Here is a 19965-nt window from a genome sequence, read left to right as displayed (position 1 = left end):
GATACTCTATACCCCCTTAGGGTATGAGTCAAGGGGCGATGCCCCTGTCGCGGGCTTGAGCTGGAGCCCCTCGGCGTTTGTGCAATTGGTCTCACCGTGGGTGCCGGGCGTCGCCAAGCTCCTACAATCGAATCATGCGCGTTGCCAGACTGTTCCGATTCCCCGTCAAGGGGTTCCCTGCCGAAGAGATCACCGAGGCGGATGTGCGCACCGGCCGCGGCATCCTCGGTGACCGTGTCGCCGCGTTCACCAACGGCAGCCTCGACATCCCCGACGACAGCTGGCACCGATACTCCGCGTTCACGGTGCTCAAGAATGACACCGACCTGCAGAAGTGGCGGGTGGCCATCGACCTCGCCGAGGCGGCTGCCCCGTCCGCGCCCCCAACCGTGACCCTGACGTCCCCGCAGAACGAGACCACGACGTTTCGCACGGATGACCGGGACTCACGGGCCACCTCGGCGGACTTCCTCTCTGCGCGCATACCCCCTCAGGGTGACTTCCCGCGCGCACTGAGCGTCGCGGACCAGGGCATGTTCGACTCTCAGGCCGCGGGTGTCTCGATCATCAACCCGGCTACGGTCGCCGCGATCTCCCAGACCGCCGACGGACAGGCGGCGTTGGGACCGGATGAGACCGAACTCGACCCGCTGCGCTTCCGCGGAAACGTCCTCGTCGACGGACTCGCCCCCTTCGAGGAATTCGCACTCATCGGCAAGATCGTCCGACTCGGCGGGGTGCGTCTGGCCATCACCCAGGCGATCGAACGCTGCCCGGCGACCACGGTCAACCCGGTCACGACTGCCGTCGACGTCAACGTCCCCCGGGTCCTGGCCTCGGCGTGTGGGCACCTGCACTGCGGCGTCTACGGTCGGATCCTGGAATCCGGCCTGGTCAGCACCGGTGATGAGATCGAGATCGAAGACGATGCCCCGCGAGAGCTCGTCAAGACCGCGCGGACCCCGCGCTTCATGACGGTGCTGGGCAGCCAGCAGATCTGCAATGACATCGTCGAAGTCTCCCTGCGCGATGACCAGGGCTGGATCCGCGAGTTCGACGAACCCGGCACCAACCTGCGCGTCCACCTCGAACTCGGCGAACCCTTCTGGCGGACCTACACGATCACGGATGTCTCCGATGACATCGTCCGGGTCGCGGTGCGCACCCAGGGCAAGGGCTCCCGAGCGGTGGCGGAGCTCGCGCCCGGGCAGTCCATCCTCGCCTCCGGGCCGCACGGGACCATGACCGCGAACCGTGTCTTCGGGGGCACAACCGCGCTGGTCACCGCCGGCATCGGCATCACCCCGAGCCTCGGCCTCATGCGCGGAGCCGAACTGTCGGGAACCGAGAAGATCAAGCTCTTCCACGTTGATCGTGACCAACGGACGGCCTGCCTCTGGGACCGGCTGCGCAAGCGCGCCCACTCGCGACAGATTCCCGTCGAGACCCACCACCGTGACACCGCGAGCCAGGGCAGACCCGGCCACGCCGAGCTCGTCGACTGGCTCGCCGGATGCGACAACGTCATGGTCTGCGGGCCCGCAGACTTCACCCGTGCGGTGCTCGACGCCAGTGCCGAGGCCGGAGTCCCGGCCGTGCACCAGGAGATCTTCGCCTCCCCGAACACCGGCATGAGCGAGGCCATCGCCCAATGCTCGCCCGCCGAGGTGACCTTGGAGAATTCGGGCACCAGCTTCCTCTGGGAGCCCCAGCAGGGGACGCTGCTCGAAGCACTGGAAGCGCGCGGACTGCGCGCCGACAACTCCTGCCGCGGCGGTTCCTGCGGTACCTGTGTTGTGTCCTTGGCGGCCGGGTCGGTCATCTACCCGGTCGAACCCGCGGCGCGGATCGCCGCCGACGAGGTGCTCGTGTGCTCCGCTGTGCCCTCCGGGCCCATCAGTCTCGGGATCTGACCGTCGCAAACGAGATTGTCGCCAACCTGATCGTCGCGATTCCGCCTGACCCGGGAGTTGGCGCAGTGGGTGGCAGAATGGACTCATGCCCAAGGATCAGCGTGTCGTGAAGTCAGGAGGACTGACAGGACCAGTGGCACGTGTGAGCAGGCGTCTGAAGTTCGGCGTTGCCGGGCGCATCATGTTCGCGAACTCGATCATGCTCGTGGGCATCATGGTGCTCACGACGAGCCTCCTCTACATCCAACTCTCCCAGCTGAACCAGAAGCGCGAACAGGACCTGCTGCGCTCTGCGGCCGACAATATGTCGATGTCGCTGAGCCTGGTCGGTTCGGGCGAGGTCACCTCGGGTGACTTCATCGATGAGGGTTCGCAGGAGGACATCGAGACGATGCTGGACAATGTGGTCAGCCAGTACGATTTCGATGTGGCCGCGGTTGTGCCCATCGACTACCTCGTCACCCCGCCGACGTTGGGTTCGTCGAATCGACAGGAGAGCATCGAGGCGAAGATCGTGTCCTCGGTGTCGGGAGATGTGCCCGATGACTCCGTCGATCAGCTCGCTGCGACCATCGACGGCTCGCGGGTCTCCGAGGGTGAGTCCGTGGTCCGTTTCCTCGAGGATGGTGGTCCCGGCGGCGGCACGATGTACGTCATCAGCCCAGTCTTCGCGAAGCACCTCGGCGTCGACGACATCGGACCCAACACCGTCGTCGGGGCCGTCGTCGTCGGCAACTCGGCCGATTCTGTGCGGGAGGGCTTCCTGGCCCAGAGCAATTGGCTCATCGGCATCGCCATCACCACTCTTGTCCTGGGGATCGCCGCTTCCTGGGCGACCTCCCGCGGTCTGCGCCGCGTCACCGGTGACTACGGCGCCAATGAGCTGCGCGGCATGCTCGAGTTCTACTCCTCGGTGCTCAAGGCCGTGTCGGAAGGGCTGCTTCTCCTCGATCGTTCGACGGGCATCGTCCTCATCAATGCCGAGGCCCGCGAGCTTCTGGGACTGCCCGCCGCAGGCGAGGGGAAGGCAGGTGAGCAGATCGCTGCCACCGACGATCCGGTTCGGGCGACCTCTCCGATCGGCGGCATCGCACTGCGCAGCCTCGACCTGCCCGATGCCCTCAGAGACCTTCTCTCATCAGGCCGGTGGGCCCGCGACGAGATCCACTACACCGACGATCGGGTCCTCGTCGTCAATCAGCAGCCCACCGACGCCGCCAGTGACACCTGGGTCGTGACGATGCGCGACCACACCGAACTCGCCGAACTCTCCGGTGAGCTCGTCTCGGTGAGGTCGTTCTCCGATTCTCTGCGCGCACAGACCCACGAATATGCGAACCGACTCCACATGGTCGTCTCCCTGTTGGAGACCGGTCACATCGACGAGGCGATCGATTTCGCCGCCAAGGACCTCGCCGATCTCAACCGGGTCACCGGCGATGGTCAGATGAGCTTCGACCATCCTGTGCTCTCTGCACTCCTGCTCTCGAAGATCGCCCAGGCCGCCGAGGTGGGCATCGATATGACCGTCGATACGGCGGGACTCTCGGGCCGCCTCGGCGGGGACGACCGTGATCTCGCGACCATCCTCGGCAACCTCATCGACAACGCTTTCGACGCTCTGCGCAGGCAGGACGTTCTGCCCGAGGACAAGCGAGTGCACGTCCACCTGAGCGGAGCAGGCGGTGCCAGCGGGTTCACGATCGAGGTCAGCGACGATGGACCGGGCATCGACGAAGAGTACGTCGATGCGATCTTCGAACGCGGCTGGTCGACGAAGCATGACGGGGTCGAGATCGACAAGGGCCTCGGCCGCCAGGAATCCGGCACCCGCGGGGTCGGACTGTCCCTGGTCGTCCAGGCCATCCGCCGTCTCGGTGGGGCCGTCGATGTCCAGGGCCGTGGCGAGGACTGCGACGAGTTCAAGGGCGCTGTGCTCACGGTATGGCTGCCCGACACCAGTGACGTTGATCCCGGGGAGCTCGGGCAGGCTTCCGGGAATCCCTCGACTGGGCCCTCATCATCGAGCCAGCCGCCGTCCGGGAATCCGCCCACGGGCCCGATCCAGATCGTGCGCGACGACCGCGACTGAGGTGCTCCGCGGGGCCTCACCTGTGCTGTGCGACGTCCCAATGAATGAAACATTTCCTCGCCATGTTTCGGATCCGGCATAGGCTGAACAGGAATGCCGGGCTGGTGGTCACGTGTCATCGGCTGCCGCGAAATCGAGTGGAGGAACTATGGACCAGGACATCGTCGTTTGTGAACCGCTGCGCACCGCGATCGGAGGATTCGGAGGACAGTTCCGCGACATCCCAGCCCACGAGCTCTCCGCCACCGTCGTCCGCGAGCTCATCGCCAGGACCGGACTCAATCCAGAACTCGTCGCCGACGTGATCATGGGTCAGGGCTACGCGACCTCGGAAGCCCCCTGCATCGGCCGAGTCACCGCTCTTGACGCGGGCCTTCCCATGACCGTGCCGGGCAAGCAGGTCGACCGCCGCTGCGGTTCCGGACTGCAGGCAGTCATCGACGCCTCCATGGTCGTCGGCTCCGGCAACGGAGACTTCGTCATCGCCGGCGGCGTCGAATCGATGTCCCACGCACCCTTCTACAACGACACCATCCGCTGGGGTGTGCGCGGCGGCAATGCCGAGTTCACTGACTCCCTGGGCCGCGGTCGCACCACGCCAGGCGGAAAGAACTACCCGGTTCCCGGCGGCATGCTCGAGACCGCAGAGAATCTGCGCCGCGAATACTCGATCGGCCGCGACGAGCAGGACGAACTCGCATACAACTCACACCAGCGCGCAGCCGCGGCAGCCAAGGACGGACGCTTCGCCGAGGAGATCGTTCCCGTGACGATCCCCGCCACCCGCAAGGTCGCCGAACACCAGATCGACACCGATGAGCACATCCGTCCAGACACCAGCATCGAGAAGCTCGCCAAGCTGCGCCCCATCCTGGGCAAGGGCGACGATCAGGCAACAGTCACGGCGGGCAACGCCTCGGGCCAGAACGACGGCGCCGCTGCGAGCATCGTCACCACCCGGGCCGCTGCTGAAGCGCAGGGTCTCAAGCCGCTCGGCCGCCTGGTCAGCTGGGCCGTGGCCGGAGTGCCGCCGAAGACCATGGGCATCGGCCCCGTGCCCGCCACAGCGAAGGCACTCGAGAAAGCCGGACTGAGTTTGGCCGACATCGACCTCATCGAACTCAACGAGGCCTTCGCCGCCCAGGCGCTGTCAGTGACCCGCGAATGGGGCTTCGGCAAGGATGACTTCGACCGTCTCAACGTCAACGGCTCCGGGATCTCCCTGGGCCACCCCGTCGGTGCGACCGGCGGGCGGATCCTGGCGACGATGCTGCGCGAGATGGAGCGCCGTGACGCCCGCTACGGACTCGAGACCATGTGCATCGGCGGTGGCCAGGGCATCGCCGCGATCTTCGAACGCGTCTGAGGTCTGACGGCCTGAGCTATTTGCGGGGAACAAACTGTCGATTTTCGGACAGAATATCGAGGTCTGTTCCTTGTAATAGCGCACGCGCGTCTAGGGGAGCAGCCAGGAAGCGATCTGGGTCGAGCGAGCTTCCTTCTGTGATCCCAGTCACCCGGCGTAAAGCTAATGCCGCCATGCAAGTACTCAGAACGAAATCTTCGGAGACGAACAATTACTAGCTTTTGGTACAACAAGAGCCACGGCTGACTTCTCGGCTACGCGGTTGGAATGGTGGACATGAAGAAGCAGGAGCTCTTTGAGCCCCTTGTTGGGCCGATCCTCGAAAAAGTACGGCGACCAGGTTCCGCGTGACGATTGGCCGTAAATGACTGGGGAGGTGCTACGGTCGACATTTATCGCAAGCCAAATTGCGTGGCGATACAACGCCACGTACACGGCTCTCGATGCTAAAAGTCTCGTCGCAGGTGTGGACTGACAAAAACAGGGTCCCACACTTCCTGCGAACGACACAGCATCGCAGGACATCATGGAGACCCCGGCTACTCCCAAGCCCCAGTTGTCGTCACTGACGATGATCACCGGCCGAGGTTCCGTCCCGACAGAATTGTCGTATTCGACGGCCGAGTATACGGACTATCGCACAGATCGGCCAGCGCGCACTCGATCAAACTGAAAGCTCAAACATCATTCCGACAGGCTGAGTGCGCCATCTCTTCGGCAGGACTGGGAAGGTGACTCGTGCGGGTGTCCTGACGATCATTGCATCGGCTATCACCACGAAGGTACGGAACCGTTCGGGTGTTTGCGAGCACTAATCACCGACTACCTTGATGCAGGCGGGGAAGCGGAGTAGATCTTGCAGCAGATCAAGAATTTCGCCGCAGCCGAAAACATTGCTTAAAAACGCATCCGCGCAATCACCCTCGACGACGTCAAACTCGCGCTCAAAGACGACGCACATGCTGACGGCAAAGGATCCACTCTACCCACGTCGGCCGAGTGCAAATCCGTATCCAAAGGAATGTAAGTCAGGTGCCAGGGTGAGTGTCATGCGTCTATTCGGCACCTTCGCGGTGCTCATGATCATCATCGCGCCCATCTGCGACTGGCCCAGAGTTCAGACCTCACCTATTCTCGCCATGTCACCACCGAATGCGAGAGTTCCATGATGGAGGACTCGATGACGGCTAGATTATCCGGTCCAGCCGTTATGGCTCCCTACTCGCCGTCGGGGATCGCTCGAACTTTCCTCTTCCCTACGCCGTACGACGCTGAAACCGTGCCAATTTCGGTGTCGACAACTCAGCTGCCGAGGTTGAAGACTGGTAAGCCTGCTCCACGAGCTCGAAGCTCTTCGGCAAAGGTGAGCATGTTTTGGGTCGACCGTCCTAAACGATTGAGGGTGGTGACGACGAGAGTGTCGCCATCGATGAGTGTTTCGAGCGCCCGGTTTTACTCTGGCCGTGACGCTCGTGCCGCAGAGACCACGTGGTTGAGATGAGGGTCATCGCGTCGGACCCCGGCGGTGATTAGGTCGGCTTGTTGTCTGTCAGCGGATTGGTCGCGGATTGATACGCGAGAATATCCGCTCAGTTTCGCCAAGGCGGTGCTCCAATGTGTCTCATAACTAACGGTGAGTACACTGATTTGCCCCTGAGGTTACAAGGCATAGTTATGAGAAGTTGACGAAAGGCCGCCAGGGCCGAGATCTCGCGGAACTCTGGTGTGTGTGAAAGATTGTCGATGTGACGCTAATGAGACGCCTCGTATCCCTAGGGTTTCGAGACGCGTCCGGAAGTTGCTTGACATGTTGTAAATTGGGCAAAAATAAGGAGCGTCATGGCAGATGTAGATTCGCAGCCGAAAACAGTCCAATCCCTCTACACCTGGTTTAGCGAGGGTAAGCTCACAGTTAACCGGCGGTACCAGCGGAAACTGGTATGGACTCTCCTTGAAAAGCAAAAACTCGTCGAGTCCATCCTCAATCGTTATCCAGTGCCAGCAGTCCTCTTAGCGGAACGGGGTGACGGCGAATATGAAATCATAGATGGGCTTCAGCGGCTTTTCACTATCATGTCGTTCATCGAGGGAGGGTTCCCCACACTCCAGGGCACCGCTTTTGACATAGCTCAGTACCCCACGGCGCAGACGCGCGCGAACGAAGAAGAATTCGCGTTTCCAGACTACAGCAACCTTCTTACTCCTCGAGACGTCAATGTTTTCCTCGACTACTCCATGGCAGTTTCAGTCATGCGTGGAGCCAGCGAGGTTGAAATCGACGACGTCTTTGCGCGGATCAACACTTACGGGCACCAGTTGAGCAACCAAGAGCGTCGGCAGGCCGGAGTCAAAGATGACTTCAGCGACTTGATTCGGCTATCCGCATGCTTTCATAGGGGTGACGTTTCGTCAGATCACCTGGATCTAAGCGACATGCCCTCCATCAGTGTCGACCTGCCTATGACGAAACACGGTTACCTCGTCCAGGCTGACGAGATTTTCTGGGTCAAATCCGGAATCCTAAGGTCCACCGACCTTCGGGACAGCCTAGATGAAGAATGTCTGGCTGATATTGCAGCTTCAATCGTGGGCGGACAAATCTTAGAACGCTCAAAGACAGCGCTCGACGACGTGTATGAGCAGGGAAGTGATGAGAACGCGCGGATATCTTTGGCTCTGGACACGTATGGATCATCTCGACTCGCTGATGAAATAAAGTATTCAATCAATGAAGTGATTAATGTCACCGAGGCCGGATCGCCAACGAAGCTCCGTGATCTCGTATTTGCCTCAAGAGCGACAACCAACGCTTTCCCAGCTACATTTACCGTCTTAGTAATAGCTTTTCATGAAAAACTTGTCAAGGAATCGAACCAGATTCGTGACTATGAGTCGCTTAAAAACTCTCTGACCGATCTATCTTCGCGCATACATGGCAGGAAGACCAAAAAGGAAGACCGCCGAAATAATGTAGACATGATCAAAGGTTTGCTGTCTCCGCACGTAGTCCCATCTGCGTCCACAGACGAGATATATGGCAACCACGCGATTATGGATGTAGACGCCGTGCTCCACCGGTCGGAGATCGAACTCCCAAATTATGAACTCAAGCAGGGAATGCTCCGGCTAGACAGCACGAGGGCTCTCGATGCAAATATGATAGCAAAAGTTGCCAGGACTGTATGTGCTATCGCGAATAACGGTCCAGACAGTGGCGGAAAAATTCTCATCGGAGTGACTGATAAAACCGCAGACGCGGATCGGATTCGCGAACTCGACGGCTTTCAACCGCACCGAGTTGGACGTCGCTATGTAGTCGGTGTTCGGAGAGAGGCCGAGATTCTCAGGGAGACACCCGAGGAATACTTCGGCCGCTGGAAGACGGGGATACGAAATTCAGAGCTCAGTGAACCACTGAAGAGCGCTGTCCTTTCCAAGATCGATTACAACAATTATTACGGGCTAGGAGTGATTATTATCGGCGTGCCCGCTCAAACCTCACTTTCATATATGGATGGAAAGATCTTTTGGCGGGATGGCGATGAAACCTGCGAAGCAACGACCGTAGAGCAAGGAGTAAGCCTGGGTGCTAGATTCGCCAACTGAGCCGAGTCCGTAACTGGCGTAAGAATCGGCCTAACTGTCTCGTATCCTCCTTGTCGCAAAACCCATAGATTTCGAGACACGACCTGGTCTAGGACACTGAAAAGGCGCTAGGTTTGTTGACGACTCTGGTCGCTGAGGATGTCGCCGATGTTCTTAACGATATGAAGGCGACAATCTTCAACAGATACGGCAGACGAATCGGCCTCATTGACGAAGCCGTCGCGAATCAGCTGAAGGCCGTCATCGATGACACTCGTTGTGTATCCAGCAGGGAAATGCGGATTAGATTCAATGCCGGGGCCGCCAGAGATCTTCAATACCGACTGCAAGCGGTCAATGACGTTCTCCTGTCGGCGTTTCCCGACTCGGAACCGCTCATGGATCTCTGTCGCGTTGTGGGAACACTTCCATGAGGAACTGGTGGTAGGTGGGTGTGCGAACGGAGTTCTGGCTGAAGGGTTCACCTCAAATGATTTCCACGCAATGGCCATCGGAAATCCAATTGCCGTGAAGTACGGAATTTGCTCTTCCAGAACCGCTTTCGATCGCCGATCAGGCAGAGGGGAATCATTTCCAGTGGGGGAGCTGATGCGATGTATTCAAGTTGGGAGTTACCGATGCTGCTGCAGCAACTTCGGATCGAGTACTTCCGCGGCATCTAACTTACGGATTGGCGTCAGAGCCCTTGGAGCGTTGATGAGTTTGAGTACTAGCTGCGAGGCGTGAGCACGTAGCGGTCGTCGAGTTTACGTCCGCGTACCATCGGCTGAAAAACGGTAGTCAGGACACGGCGACAAGCTTCGTGAGCTCAAGGTCGCCCGGATCGGATCTACAGAGTGAATGGGGCACAGATCGATTCGAGATTCATGAATTGAGCTTGCGGCCGCTAGCATCAGATATATGAAGTTCGATCTGCATCGGCTCCGGTTGCTCAGTGAGCTTTCTCAGCGTGGGACCGTCTCTTCCGTTGCAGAAGATCTCTCCTATAGCACGTCAGCTGTATCCCAACAGCTTGCGGCGTTAGAGAAAGAGATTGGCGTTCCTCTACTGGTGCCTGATGGACGGCGGGTCAAACTAACGCCGCAGGCAGAGATTCTTGTACGCCACACATCCGAGCTGATCAAACAGCTTGATCAAGCAGAAGCCGAGATCGTGACGTCGCTTGCCACCGTGGCCGGAACTGTTCGCTTGGCCGCGGTGCAGACCGCCGCTCTCGCACGTGTCCCAGAGATGCTCCACAACCTCTCGGAATCGCATCCCGCATTGAAAGTCCATCTGACACAAGCCGAACCGGACGTGGCACTGCCGGCGCTGCTCGCAAGAGAGTTCGACCTTGTTTGTGTCGAAGAATTCGACGGTATGCCCACACCCCGCTCTAAAGAGACTCACTCCGAGACTGTCGTCGAAGATCCGATGCGCGTTGCGTTTCGCGACTTGCCGGTCGGCAAAGTCTCTTCTGACGTGGTTCTCAAGGATTTTGCCGATCAACCTTGGGTGTTAGAGCCCGAAGGCAGTCCTGTGCGTGAGTGGGCTGTCGCGGTATGTCGGAAAGCAGGCTTCGAACCGCGGGTCGAACACGAGACCAGTGACACCCTCGTCGCCTGCGAACTCGTGCGCTACGGACGAGCCGTAGCTTTTCTTCCAGACCTGATCTGGAGCATTCGTGAACCAGAATTCCACCTCCGATTGATGGATCCTGCACACACTCGGACCCTCCTCACACGATGCCGGATCGGCGCACAGAGCCATCCCATCATCACTACGGTGCGTGAAGCCTATCGGGAAGTTTTCGCACTCGCCCATTCAGCTGTCGATCGCTGACGATAATTTGCGGAATACTCCTCCGAACACTCTGAAACTTACTCCATCGGATCGACGTCGGAGGATACCTCATCGTTCACCTGTAATGATGCGCACTAGGGCTCTTCTGTAAGCAAATACGGACGATACCGTCCACACGTTCGCGATAGACGCTGAAGCACCCCCGGCGGATACTTCTAACAGTGACGATCAACACAGACACAGGCTGAACAATCGGCAGAGTTGCCGCATTTATCCCAGCCACGGCTCAGATCTTTCACCACAGTCCGGTCGACGACGAAGGGACCGCCAGTGAAATCCAAAAACCCGCATAATCCTACGCAAGACGAAGAACTCGACGAACCCCAATACGACCCCAGCTTCAGATATTCCTTAATCGTTATCGCCTGCATCGTCGCCGTGCTCTTAACGGGGATGATCGTGCTTGAACTGCCGAGCAGCATCACGATCTTCATCGCCTACATCGTGACTCTCGTTCTCGCACTTCCCATCACTCGTTCGTATCGCGTGATCCAGAATTGCGCCTTCGACGCGATCCGCCAGGCGCAGGAGGCGATCTTCATCCTCATCGGCGTCGGGGCACTTTTGGGAACGTGGATGCTCGCCGGCACAATCCCCACTCTTGTCGACGTCGGACTGCAACTGGTCTCGCCGCAGTACTTCCTGATCACAGCTCTCTTTCTCTGCTCGATCGTGTCAATCGCCACGGGGACTGCGTTTGGAGCAATCGGCACAGTCGGACTAGCACTACTGGTCATCGCCAATGGCGCCGGAATTCCAGCCGCACCAACAGCCGCCGCCATCGTCTGTGGCGCACTTTTCGGTGACAAACTCTCTCCGCTCTCGGATACGACGAACCTCACCGCGGCGATGGCACGAGTGAACATGATTACCCACATCAAACACATGCTATGGACCACAGTTCCGGCCTACGTGATCACGGCGCTCTTCTTCTTCCTCCTCGATATGCGCCACCATGCCGGTTCGGTGAAACTGGATTCGACTGCCGAAATGCTGGCGACGATCGAAGCGAACTTTAACGTCGATCTCATCAACCTGGTGCCGCTCATCGTCGTCATCGTGCTGCTTGCATGCAGGATTCCCGCGTTCCTTGCTCTAATCTTCGGAGCCCTATCCGCGCTTCCCTTCGCCATTTGGAAACAGGGTCATTCATTTTCAGATGCACTAGTGGCCATCTTCGACGGCACTCAGACCGATACCGGAAACGATGCTGTCGACACACTGCTCTCCGGTGGAGGGATCGCTGAGATTGTGTCCACGGTCGTCGTCCTGATTCTTCTGGCCGTCGCCCTCGGCGGTGTGCTCGGCGGAACAGGCATCCTCCGGTCGATCCTCAAGCGACTCAAAAGCGCCACCAAGTCCAGCCGACGCGCGATTCTTACAACTCTGGGTCTGACCCTGCTAGGCAACATCATCACTGCCGCACAGACGACGGCCATTGTAGCAACGGGAACTCTCATGCGCCCGGTTTACAAGAAGCTCAAACTGCACCCAAAGAACTTGTCCCGAGCTCTCGAAGATTCCGGAACCATGACAGCGTTCCTTGTCCCGTGGAATACAGCCGCCATATTTGCGGTCGGAGTTCTCGGAGTTGGAGTAGCCGAATACGGTCCCTACGCCGTCTTCGCCTATCTAACGCCGATCATCTCAGCAATCTACGCGCTCACCGGGTTCACAATTGCTCACCTGAACAGTCGATCGACAACGGATTTGGAGCCCGAGTCGAAGAACAGCCTGACGTAAAGAGGGTGAGAATCCTCGTCGGAGAGACCCCGCTGATCTCTCTGATCATCAGAATCATCGATCGAAGCACGAACGGAGAATCGTATGCCCTTGGTTGACATCACACTGTACAAAGGTCGATCGGACGAGCAAAAAAGACGCTTGGCCTCGGCGATTTCTGAGGCCTTCGTAACTCACTGCGATGCGCGGCCCGACTCCGTGCACATCATTTTCCGTGACATCTTGCCCGAACAATGGTTCAAATCCGCCGAAATAATCAAGGAGAAGAAATGACGCTGGAGATCCGCAAACTCACGACTGTGAGAGAGGAGATCCGTTCCGAAGCCGGATGCTCGGCCGAAACCCCTCTTGTGAAAGCCGCGGCAGTGGCCGTTGTGCGTAATCCTTACGCAGACCACCCCTATACGAACGAACTGTCGGAGATCATCGATGACAACTATCGTCTCGGACATCTGCTGGCAACGGCGGCTGCCGACACGCTCGGTCATGAGGTCGAAAGTTTCGGGAAAGCTGCCGTCGTGGGCATCGACGGCGAGGTCGAACACGGAGTGGCCTGCAAGATCGGTGAGTTCGGACGGGGTGTACGCGATGCTGTCGGCGGTGACGCGTGGATTTCCTCAGTGAGTAAACGATCGACGCCCGGTTCGACAGTCGACGTCCCGCTTGCCTACAAGAGCGAGATCTGGGTTCGCTCCCACTACGACGCGGTGACAGTTTATCTCGCTGATGCACCGCTCGCCGACGAAGTGGCTGTCGTCCTTGCGGTGGCCAATCGCGGTCGACTCAACCACCGAGTGGGGGGAATGACCCTCGACGAAGCTCACAACGAGAAAGTAGGAAAGCGATGAAGTCCCTTCGTATCGACAATGTCTCAGGAGTCGTCACAGGCCGTCTCGGCGAGCCCGTCCTCACCGTGGGCTCGGTCCGCTGCGTCGATGGTAAGATCGCTGCCTTCGACGACGATACCGATGCCGATGTCATTGTGGACGCCAACGGAGCTACACTGTGCCCGGGCCTGATTGACAGCCATGTTCACGTGACGTTCGGCGACTGGACTCCCCGACAACAGACGGTCGGGTGGATCGAAAGCTATATGCACGGCGGTACGACCTTGATGATGTCAGCGTCGGAGATCCACGTGCCCGGTCGGCCGACTGATCGCGCCGGCCTCAAGGGACTGGCTATCGCCGCACAGAGATCTTGGGAGAACGTTCGCCCGGGAGGTGTCAAGGTCCTGGGCGGTTCGGTGATCATCAGCCCTTCGCTCACGGAGGAGGACTTCGCCGAGCTGGGTGCAGAGAACGTACGACTCGCGAAAGTCGGTTTCGGTGCGTTCGAAAGCCAGTCTGAAGCCGCACCACTAGTGCGAGCTGCCCAGAAGGCAGGATTCGTCGTTATGAATCACACCGGGGGAGCGTCCGTGCCCGGTTCGGCAGCAGTCTCGATCGACGACGTCCTTGCCCTCGAATGCGACATCATCGGTCATGCCAACGGGGGAACCACTTCACTGCCAGACGAGGACCTCGAACGCATGTTCGACGCTCCGGGCGCATTGCAGTTGGTGCAAGCAGGAAATCTGCGGTCGAGCTTGCGGGTGATCGACCTGGCGAAGGACCGAGATGACCTCGACCGCATCCTCATTGCAACAGATACTCCGACGGGCACGGGGGTCATGCCATTGGGGATGATCAAGACGATCGTTGAATTCTCATCTCTGGCGGACCTATCAGCGGCTGACACGATCGCACTCGCCACCAGCAATCCTGGTCGAGTTCTCCACCGCGAGGAAGGAGTCATCGATCTCGGACGGCCTGCAGATATGGTACTTCTGCAGCCCCCGGCCGGAGGAGTCGCCACCGACCCCCTCTCGGCAATCGAACGCGGAGACGTGCCCGGAATCTGTGGAGTCATCATCGACGGCCAGGTGCAAGGTTTACGCTCACGTAACACGCCTGCACCGGCTCGACTGGCGACCGTGCACTAAATCGGCCGCCGACTCGTCTGATTCCTCCGGGCCCTACGCCGGACCCACAAAAGTCAGGCGGGATGGTGGCACGCCTAAACCGACGCCCCAAGGCCACCCCGAACGGAATAAAGAGCTATTCAAGAACGGATGACATCGAATGAGTGAAGAAATCACCGTCTTCAAAGCAAAAAGGGTTCTCACAATGGACCCGGGCCGTCCCAACGCTGAAGCGGTCGCGGTGCGTGACGGACGCATCCTATCCGTGGGTTCACTCGCCTCGATGCGGCCTTGGTTGGACAACCAACCGCATACGATCGACACCAGCTTCGCCGACAACGTCATCATGCCCGGATTCATCGATCCTCACACGCATCTCCGGTGGGCAGGATCAGTGACCGCCCTTCATTATTTGGGGCCGATCACCTCACCTACGGGATCGTCGGCACAGCCGACAAGAGAAGATGTTTTCACCAGCCTCCGTGCTCTCGACGCACAGCTCCCGGACGGGGAGCCCATCTTCGCATGGGGATTCGATCCGGCCTACCAAGGCGGTCACTTACATCGAGACGAACTGGACGCCATCTCAGCACGCAGGCCGATATGGATCCTCGCTTACGCTATCCACTATCTCTACGTCAACAGTCCTCTTCTCGACGCGCTCGGCGCCGATGATGCTATCGAAGTACACGGTGTCGGGCGCTATCCGGATGGACGATTGGACGGAACCTTCGTCGAGATGGAAGCCGTCCGATACGCTCAGGCACCGTTTATGGACAAGATGCACAACCGCGACGCAGCGAGGGAAGGGTTATGGAAGCTCGCCGGCACAGCGCAGAGAGCCGGCGTGACGACAACTGCCGATATGGGATTGGGTGTCCAAGATTTCGACACCGAACTCAACGACCACCTCGAAATCGTCAACCATCCCGACTTCCCACTGCGCATGACGATGTGTTCAGCAGAAATCGCCGTTCACAAAGCCCACGGGTCCGAAGCGGCCCAATTCGTCAAAGACCTCTCGCAAATCTCCACGGACAAGCTCCACTTCAACGGCGTCAAGGTTTGGCTCGATGGGTCATATCAAGCCATGTCACTGAGACTGAACTATCCCGGATACGTCGACGGAGGCAACGGCCTGCGCGGTGATGTGCCATGGGACGAACTCGCCGAACGGATCCTGCCCTACTGGGAACGCAAAGTGCCCATCCACGCACACGCAAACGGTGATGAAGCAATCGATGCGTGTCTCGACCTGCTCGAGCAGCTGCAAGATCACACCCCGAGAATGGACCATCGGTTCACCATCGAACATTATCTCATCAGCAACACCTCACAGGCCCGACGCCTGGCGAAGCTCGGGGGTCTGGCCAGTGTCCTCGTGCAATACGTTCATCATCGCAGCCAAGTGCAAAATCTCTCCGGTCTAGGCCCTGACCGATCAGAGGCAACTGCTCGCCTTGGCAGCCTAGCCCGCGAAGGGGTGAGTTTTGGCCTGCACTCCGACTTTGCCTTCGCTCTGCTGCCGATCTCTCCTCTCGAAGCAGCTTGGACGGCGGTGACCCGACTCGCAGCTGACAACGAGACAGTACAGGCTCCAGGGGAAAGAATCCCCGTCGACCGAGCATTGCGGGCCATCACTATCGATGCGGCTCTCGTCATCGGGATGGAGGACAAAGTCGGCAGTCTCGAAATCGGAAAGTTCGCTGATTTCGCGGTTCTCGACCGCGACCCGACGACAATACCTCCTGACGAAATCCGCAAAATTGACGTCGTAGCCACGGTACTCGGCGGTAAAAGCTTTTAATCATAACTGCGTGGAACGTGCCAGTTGGGGCATGCGGTATTCAGGGTGCGACAACACATCCGACTGGATTGTTCACTAATTCTTATATTTTACATTCGGAAATGCTAAGTAGACGCGGATTGCTTCACGACGAAACAATCTAAGGACAGCAAAAAATCATTGAAGGGAAATCGATCATGAGCACACGAGTTGCAGCAGTGACAGGCGGAGCAAGCGGAATTGGCGAGGCGGCAGCAAAACGATTTGCAGCAGATGGCTACAATGTTGCTGTCATCGATGTCGACGGAGAAGGTGGCCAGCGTGTCGTCGGCGAGCTGCGAAAGCTCGGCGTCGAAGCAACCTACTACGAGTGCAACGTCGCAGACAGGGAAGAGGTCGAGAAGGTCGCGAACGCGGTCGAGACGGACCTCGGCCCGGTCGAGGCACTGGTCACCTCCGCGGGGCTGACACCGAACAGCGAGGCCATTCTCGAGATGGATATGCCCGCGCATGAGCGGATGTGGAAGGTCAATTATTTCGGGACCATCCACACCTGCCAATCATTCGGACGACGGATGGTCCCGCGGAAGAAGGGCGCGATCGTCACGCTCGGATCGATTCACAGTCGACTGCCGATGCCGTTGCCGGCCTATAATCCTGGCAAAGCTGCCATCGAACGAATCACTCAACTTCTTGCAGTCGAGCTTGGGCGACATGAGATCCGCGTCAACAGCGTGGGGCCGACTCACGTCATGACCCCTCCTCTCGAGGCTGCGATCGCCGCCGGAGAACGCGACATGGGCAAGATCATGGCGCTCCACCCGCTGCCAAACCTCCCATCGACAGAAGACGTCGCGGAAGCGATCGCTTTCCTCTGCTCCGACCAGGCCCGGACTATCAGCGGTGTGCTCCTACCGATCGACAGCGGAAGCCTCGCGGGAACGTCGTACCTGACCTACGCCGGTGGAGTTCCCTGGGAAAAGTGACCGGCCGCGGAAATTGGCGGTAAGCGTTGAATGGTATCTCCGCTCAGAAGGAGAACATCTCAGAATGGAGTTTTTGTGAAACATATTTCTCGGCTCCGCGCCAAGGGCAAGAAATGGAATCTTGCTCTACTCAGCGGACCCAATACAAAACGAGATATCGATAGTATCGAAGCTTTTCAAACGCTGTTGGAAGATTGGGGTGAATTATTCAATGTGAGCATTCGACACAAACAGTCAAACCACGAAGGGCATCTGCTCGAATTCATCCATGAGAATGCTTCCGAGATCGATGGGTACATCGTGAACCCCGGTGGTCTGTCGACAACGGGGGAATCGCTCCGGCACTGTCTCAAGGACGTCAAGCGACCATCGGTGGAATTCCACTGGCGAAACAGTGAGCTGAACGGCAGGTCGATCTTCTCGCCGAGCGTGACAGCCATCTTCTCCGGCCTCGGCGCCAATGGCCTCAAAGGCGCGGTTGTCGCGCTAGCGCTTGCCCTGGACGATGTCGACTTTCTCAATCCGGATGGCAGCGGAGAGTACAACCGATCACACGGTACTCCTCGCTCTCTCTACCAGTAGACCTCTGAAAGCTGAGACTTGATTATGCAACCTTTGGAAACCAACCATGACGCCAGATGGCGCATAGCACTCCTGAACGGGCTCAACATGTCCAATCTGGGTAACCGCGACAAGAACGTCTACGGCACGGTGACATCGCTCCAGGAGCTGGAATCGTTGGTCGCGGACTCGGGCCAATTGGTGGGCGCGACCATCAATCCCTATCACTCGAACCATGAAGGGGATCTCGTCGACTTCGTCGAGGCGGATACAACATATGACGGCTATCTCATCAATCCTGGCGGCCTTTGGGCTTTCGGGGAGCCGACGCGGATTGCGCTGACCGAGACGGGCAAACCGTTTGTCGAAGTCCACTTCGCGAACATCTTCGCGACTGGAAATCGCTCCACGTTTACGCAGACTGCTGCCGGCACTGCGATGGGGTTCCGTCACCACGGGTACATCGGAGCTCTCGTCGCACTCGTCTCCGCACTTGAAGAACGCGAAGGTGAGGCGACAACATGACCGCCGATGTCATCGTCGTCGGCTGCGGCGTTCAAGGATTGAGTGTCGCCGAGAATCTCCGCCGACGGGGCCAGACAGTTCTGGTGATTGATCGGGTCGGCCCTGGAAGGCAGACCTCCTCGCTTGCCGCGGGACAATCCGTCATCGCGCAAACGGATCCAGCGATGGGATCGCTTATGCATCGTAGCATCGGTGACATCATCGAATTCGAAGCTCGAACCGGTGTACCGCTTGTCTACCACCAAGCGGGCAGCATCAAATACGCACTGCAGGACTGGTCGGCCGAACAGTTGCAACGTGAAGTTCAGCGGGCAACGAAGCTCGGCGCACGAGTCGGCATGATCGACCTAGCTGAAGCAGGTCGACTGGCCCCGCACACCGATTCCTCTGCGGCAACCGCAGCCTGGTATGCCCCCGACGACATCTACTTCGAAGCGGCTGATCTGGCATCATCGATGTACGAAGCAGCCACTCGTGCGGGTGTGGAATTCAGATTCGGAGTCGACGTCACAAACTTGGAGGTTTCTTCAGGACGGGTCACAGGCGTGCGCACCACCGACGGAATCGAATCTGCTGCCTCGGTGGTCATCGCAGCGGGAGCCTGGACCAGCGAACTGCTGGGCCGGTCGGTTGGACTGGATTTGCCGCTTATCCACGTGCGTCACCAGTATTCGATCAGGCAGAAAATTTCCGGCATCCGGTTTGGGCTTCCCTCAGTGCGTGTCGTCGATGATGCTATCTATGCTCGGCCCGTGGGCAAGGATCTCATGTTCGGAACGTACGAGCCGCAACCGATGGAGTTTTCGGTAAAGTCTCTGCCGGATCGTACCGCGGACACGCCCCTGGACGGCCGGGCGATCGAGTTGGCACTCGGCAAAATCTCGGGCCTGTTTCCGGGAGTCGCTGATTCGACGGTTCGCACAATGCGCGGGGGGATGGTCACCATGACCCCGGACGGCAGCTACATCATCGATGAGCTGGAGACGGCTTCCGGTGCCTATTTCATGACGGGCTGCAACGTCATGGGCCTCTCGGTGTCTCCCGCCCTCGGTGCGGACATGGCCGAGTGGCTGACGACGGGCCAGCGGCCCAGCTCAATCTCTGGGTTTGCCCTCGACCGATTCGGACCCGGGATGCTGAGCAGCGAGGACGTCCGGCGGCAATCGCTCAGCGAATACGAGTCAATCTATCGCGATGCGGGTTCGAATTCGCAAGTTCGAGTGACATCCTGACTCGACGTTAGCGGCACACCTGTAAGATTGCGGGTGTGCCGCTAACGCATGTTGTCTGGGTCTTTTACTGGTGTTTGAAGGCCCGAGTAGCACAATCTGCTCTCACTGTTCATCGTTGAATAAGCGGTGTCTTTGCTTTTAGTCCCGTCTCCAGCGTGTCCATTCCTGGAACAGTCGATCTAAAATTTTCCGGCCGAACATATGACCATCTCTCGACTTGCGCTAGTGCCATGCCCACAGGAGAGAGCCTCGGAAGGTCCGTCATTCACCGCCATCTCACCATCTCCGGCGCTCTCAATGGTGCCTGCGATCCGTTTGTCGACATGCCGAACATCGTACAGCTGGCCGAA

At 58.9% G+C, this 19965-nt stretch carries 15 protein-coding genes and 1 pseudogene; 14 read left to right on the top strand and 2 right to left on the bottom strand.

Annotated features, from left to right (window positions below; translation table 11 throughout):
- Positions 1–134: 134 nt before the first annotated feature.
- The 3 genes from LQ788_RS18820 to LQ788_RS18810 all read left to right on the top strand — a co-directional run bounded on the left by LQ788_RS18820 (position 135) and on the right by LQ788_RS18810 (position 5371).
- A complete protein-coding gene (locus LQ788_RS18820; protein WP_231443675.1) occupies positions 135–1913 on the top strand; it encodes an MOSC domain-containing protein in 1779 nt (592 codons plus the stop codon).
- A gap of 85 nt (positions 1914–1998) precedes the next feature.
- Positions 1999–4005 carry a sensor histidine kinase gene (locus LQ788_RS18815; RefSeq protein WP_231443673.1) on the top strand — a complete coding sequence of 669 codons (2007 nt, stop codon included), beginning with the start codon at positions 1999–2001 and terminating at the stop codon, positions 4003–4005.
- A 148-nt stretch (positions 4006–4153) separates the two neighbouring features.
- A complete protein-coding gene (locus tag LQ788_RS18810) occupies positions 4154–5371 on the top strand; it encodes an acetyl-CoA C-acetyltransferase (RefSeq protein ID WP_231443672.1) in 1218 nt (405 codons plus the stop codon).
- A 1308-nt stretch (positions 5372–6679) separates the two neighbouring features.
- Here LQ788_RS18810 and LQ788_RS18805 read toward each other — a convergent pair.
- Positions 6680–6973, bottom strand: a pseudogene (locus tag LQ788_RS18805) (recombinase family protein); the annotation flags it as partial.
- 237 nt (positions 6974–7210) lie between these two features.
- On the opposite strand from LQ788_RS18805, the gene LQ788_RS18800 reads away from it, so the two are divergent.
- Complete coding sequence (locus tag LQ788_RS18800) at positions 7211–8977, top strand: GmrSD restriction endonuclease domain-containing protein (RefSeq protein WP_231443670.1); 1767 nt, start codon at positions 7211–7213, stop codon at positions 8975–8977.
- Between the two features lie 107 nt (positions 8978–9084).
- Here the strand turns inward: LQ788_RS18800 and LQ788_RS18795 are convergent, their stop codons facing one another.
- A complete protein-coding gene (locus tag LQ788_RS18795) occupies positions 9085–9468 on the bottom strand; it encodes a hypothetical protein (protein WP_231443668.1) in 384 nt (127 codons plus the stop codon).
- Between the two features lie 409 nt (positions 9469–9877).
- Between LQ788_RS18795 and LQ788_RS18790 the strand changes: the two genes are divergently transcribed.
- The 10 genes from LQ788_RS18790 (at position 9878) to LQ788_RS18750 (ending at position 19615) form a co-directional block, all read left to right on the top strand.
- On the top strand, positions 9878–10798 hold the full coding sequence (locus LQ788_RS18790) for a LysR family transcriptional regulator (RefSeq protein WP_231443666.1): 921 nt from the start codon (positions 9878–9880) through the stop codon (positions 10796–10798).
- 291 nt (positions 10799–11089) lie between these two features.
- Positions 11090–12562, top strand: a complete 1473-nt coding sequence (gene nhaC / locus LQ788_RS18785; RefSeq protein ID WP_231443664.1) for a Na+/H+ antiporter NhaC — start codon at positions 11090–11092, stop codon at positions 12560–12562.
- 84 nt (positions 12563–12646) lie between these two features.
- Positions 12647–12835 (top strand): tautomerase family protein, encoded by a 189-nt coding sequence (locus LQ788_RS19980; RefSeq protein WP_394801318.1) that lies wholly within the window; start codon positions 12647–12649, stop codon positions 12833–12835.
- Positions 12832–13410 (top strand): amino acid synthesis family protein, encoded by a 579-nt coding sequence (locus tag LQ788_RS18780; RefSeq protein WP_231443662.1) that lies wholly within the window; start codon positions 12832–12834, stop codon positions 13408–13410. The genes LQ788_RS19980 and LQ788_RS18780 overlap by 4 nt, the downstream gene beginning before the upstream one ends.
- Positions 13407–14546 carry an amidohydrolase family protein gene (locus LQ788_RS18775; protein WP_231443660.1) on the top strand — a complete coding sequence of 380 codons (1140 nt, stop codon included), beginning with the start codon at positions 13407–13409 and terminating at the stop codon, positions 14544–14546. The genes LQ788_RS18780 and LQ788_RS18775 overlap by 4 nt, the downstream gene beginning before the upstream one ends.
- Positions 14547–14685: 139 nt before the next feature.
- Positions 14686–16332: an amidohydrolase gene (locus LQ788_RS18770; RefSeq protein WP_231443658.1), complete on the top strand. Its 1647-nt coding sequence runs from the start codon at positions 14686–14688 to the stop codon at positions 16330–16332.
- A 176-nt stretch (positions 16333–16508) separates the two neighbouring features.
- The gene (locus tag LQ788_RS18765; RefSeq protein ID WP_231443656.1) at positions 16509–17297 is read left to right on the top strand and encodes an SDR family NAD(P)-dependent oxidoreductase; all 789 of its coding nucleotides are present in this window, start codon (positions 16509–16511) and stop codon (positions 17295–17297) included.
- A 75-nt stretch (positions 17298–17372) separates the two neighbouring features.
- A complete protein-coding gene (locus LQ788_RS18760) occupies positions 17373–17879 on the top strand; it encodes a type II 3-dehydroquinate dehydratase (RefSeq protein ID WP_231443654.1) in 507 nt (168 codons plus the stop codon).
- A 24-nt stretch (positions 17880–17903) separates the two neighbouring features.
- On the top strand, positions 17904–18383 hold the full coding sequence (locus tag LQ788_RS18755) for a type II 3-dehydroquinate dehydratase (protein WP_262908282.1): 480 nt from the start codon (positions 17904–17906) through the stop codon (positions 18381–18383).
- Entirely contained in the window at positions 18380–19615 is a 1236-nt protein-coding gene (locus LQ788_RS18750) for an NAD(P)/FAD-dependent oxidoreductase (RefSeq protein ID WP_231443650.1), read from the top strand. Before LQ788_RS18755 ends, LQ788_RS18750 begins: the two co-directional genes overlap by 4 nt.
- Positions 19616–19965 lie beyond the last annotated feature (350 nt).

This window comes from Brevibacterium zhoupengii, assembly GCF_021117425.1.
In the GTDB taxonomy this organism is placed as follows: domain Bacteria; phylum Actinomycetota; class Actinomycetes; order Actinomycetales; family Brevibacteriaceae; genus Brevibacterium; species Brevibacterium zhoupengii.
Note: the sequence above shows the minus strand (reverse complement) of the source record. Positions and strands in the feature narration are given on the sequence as shown.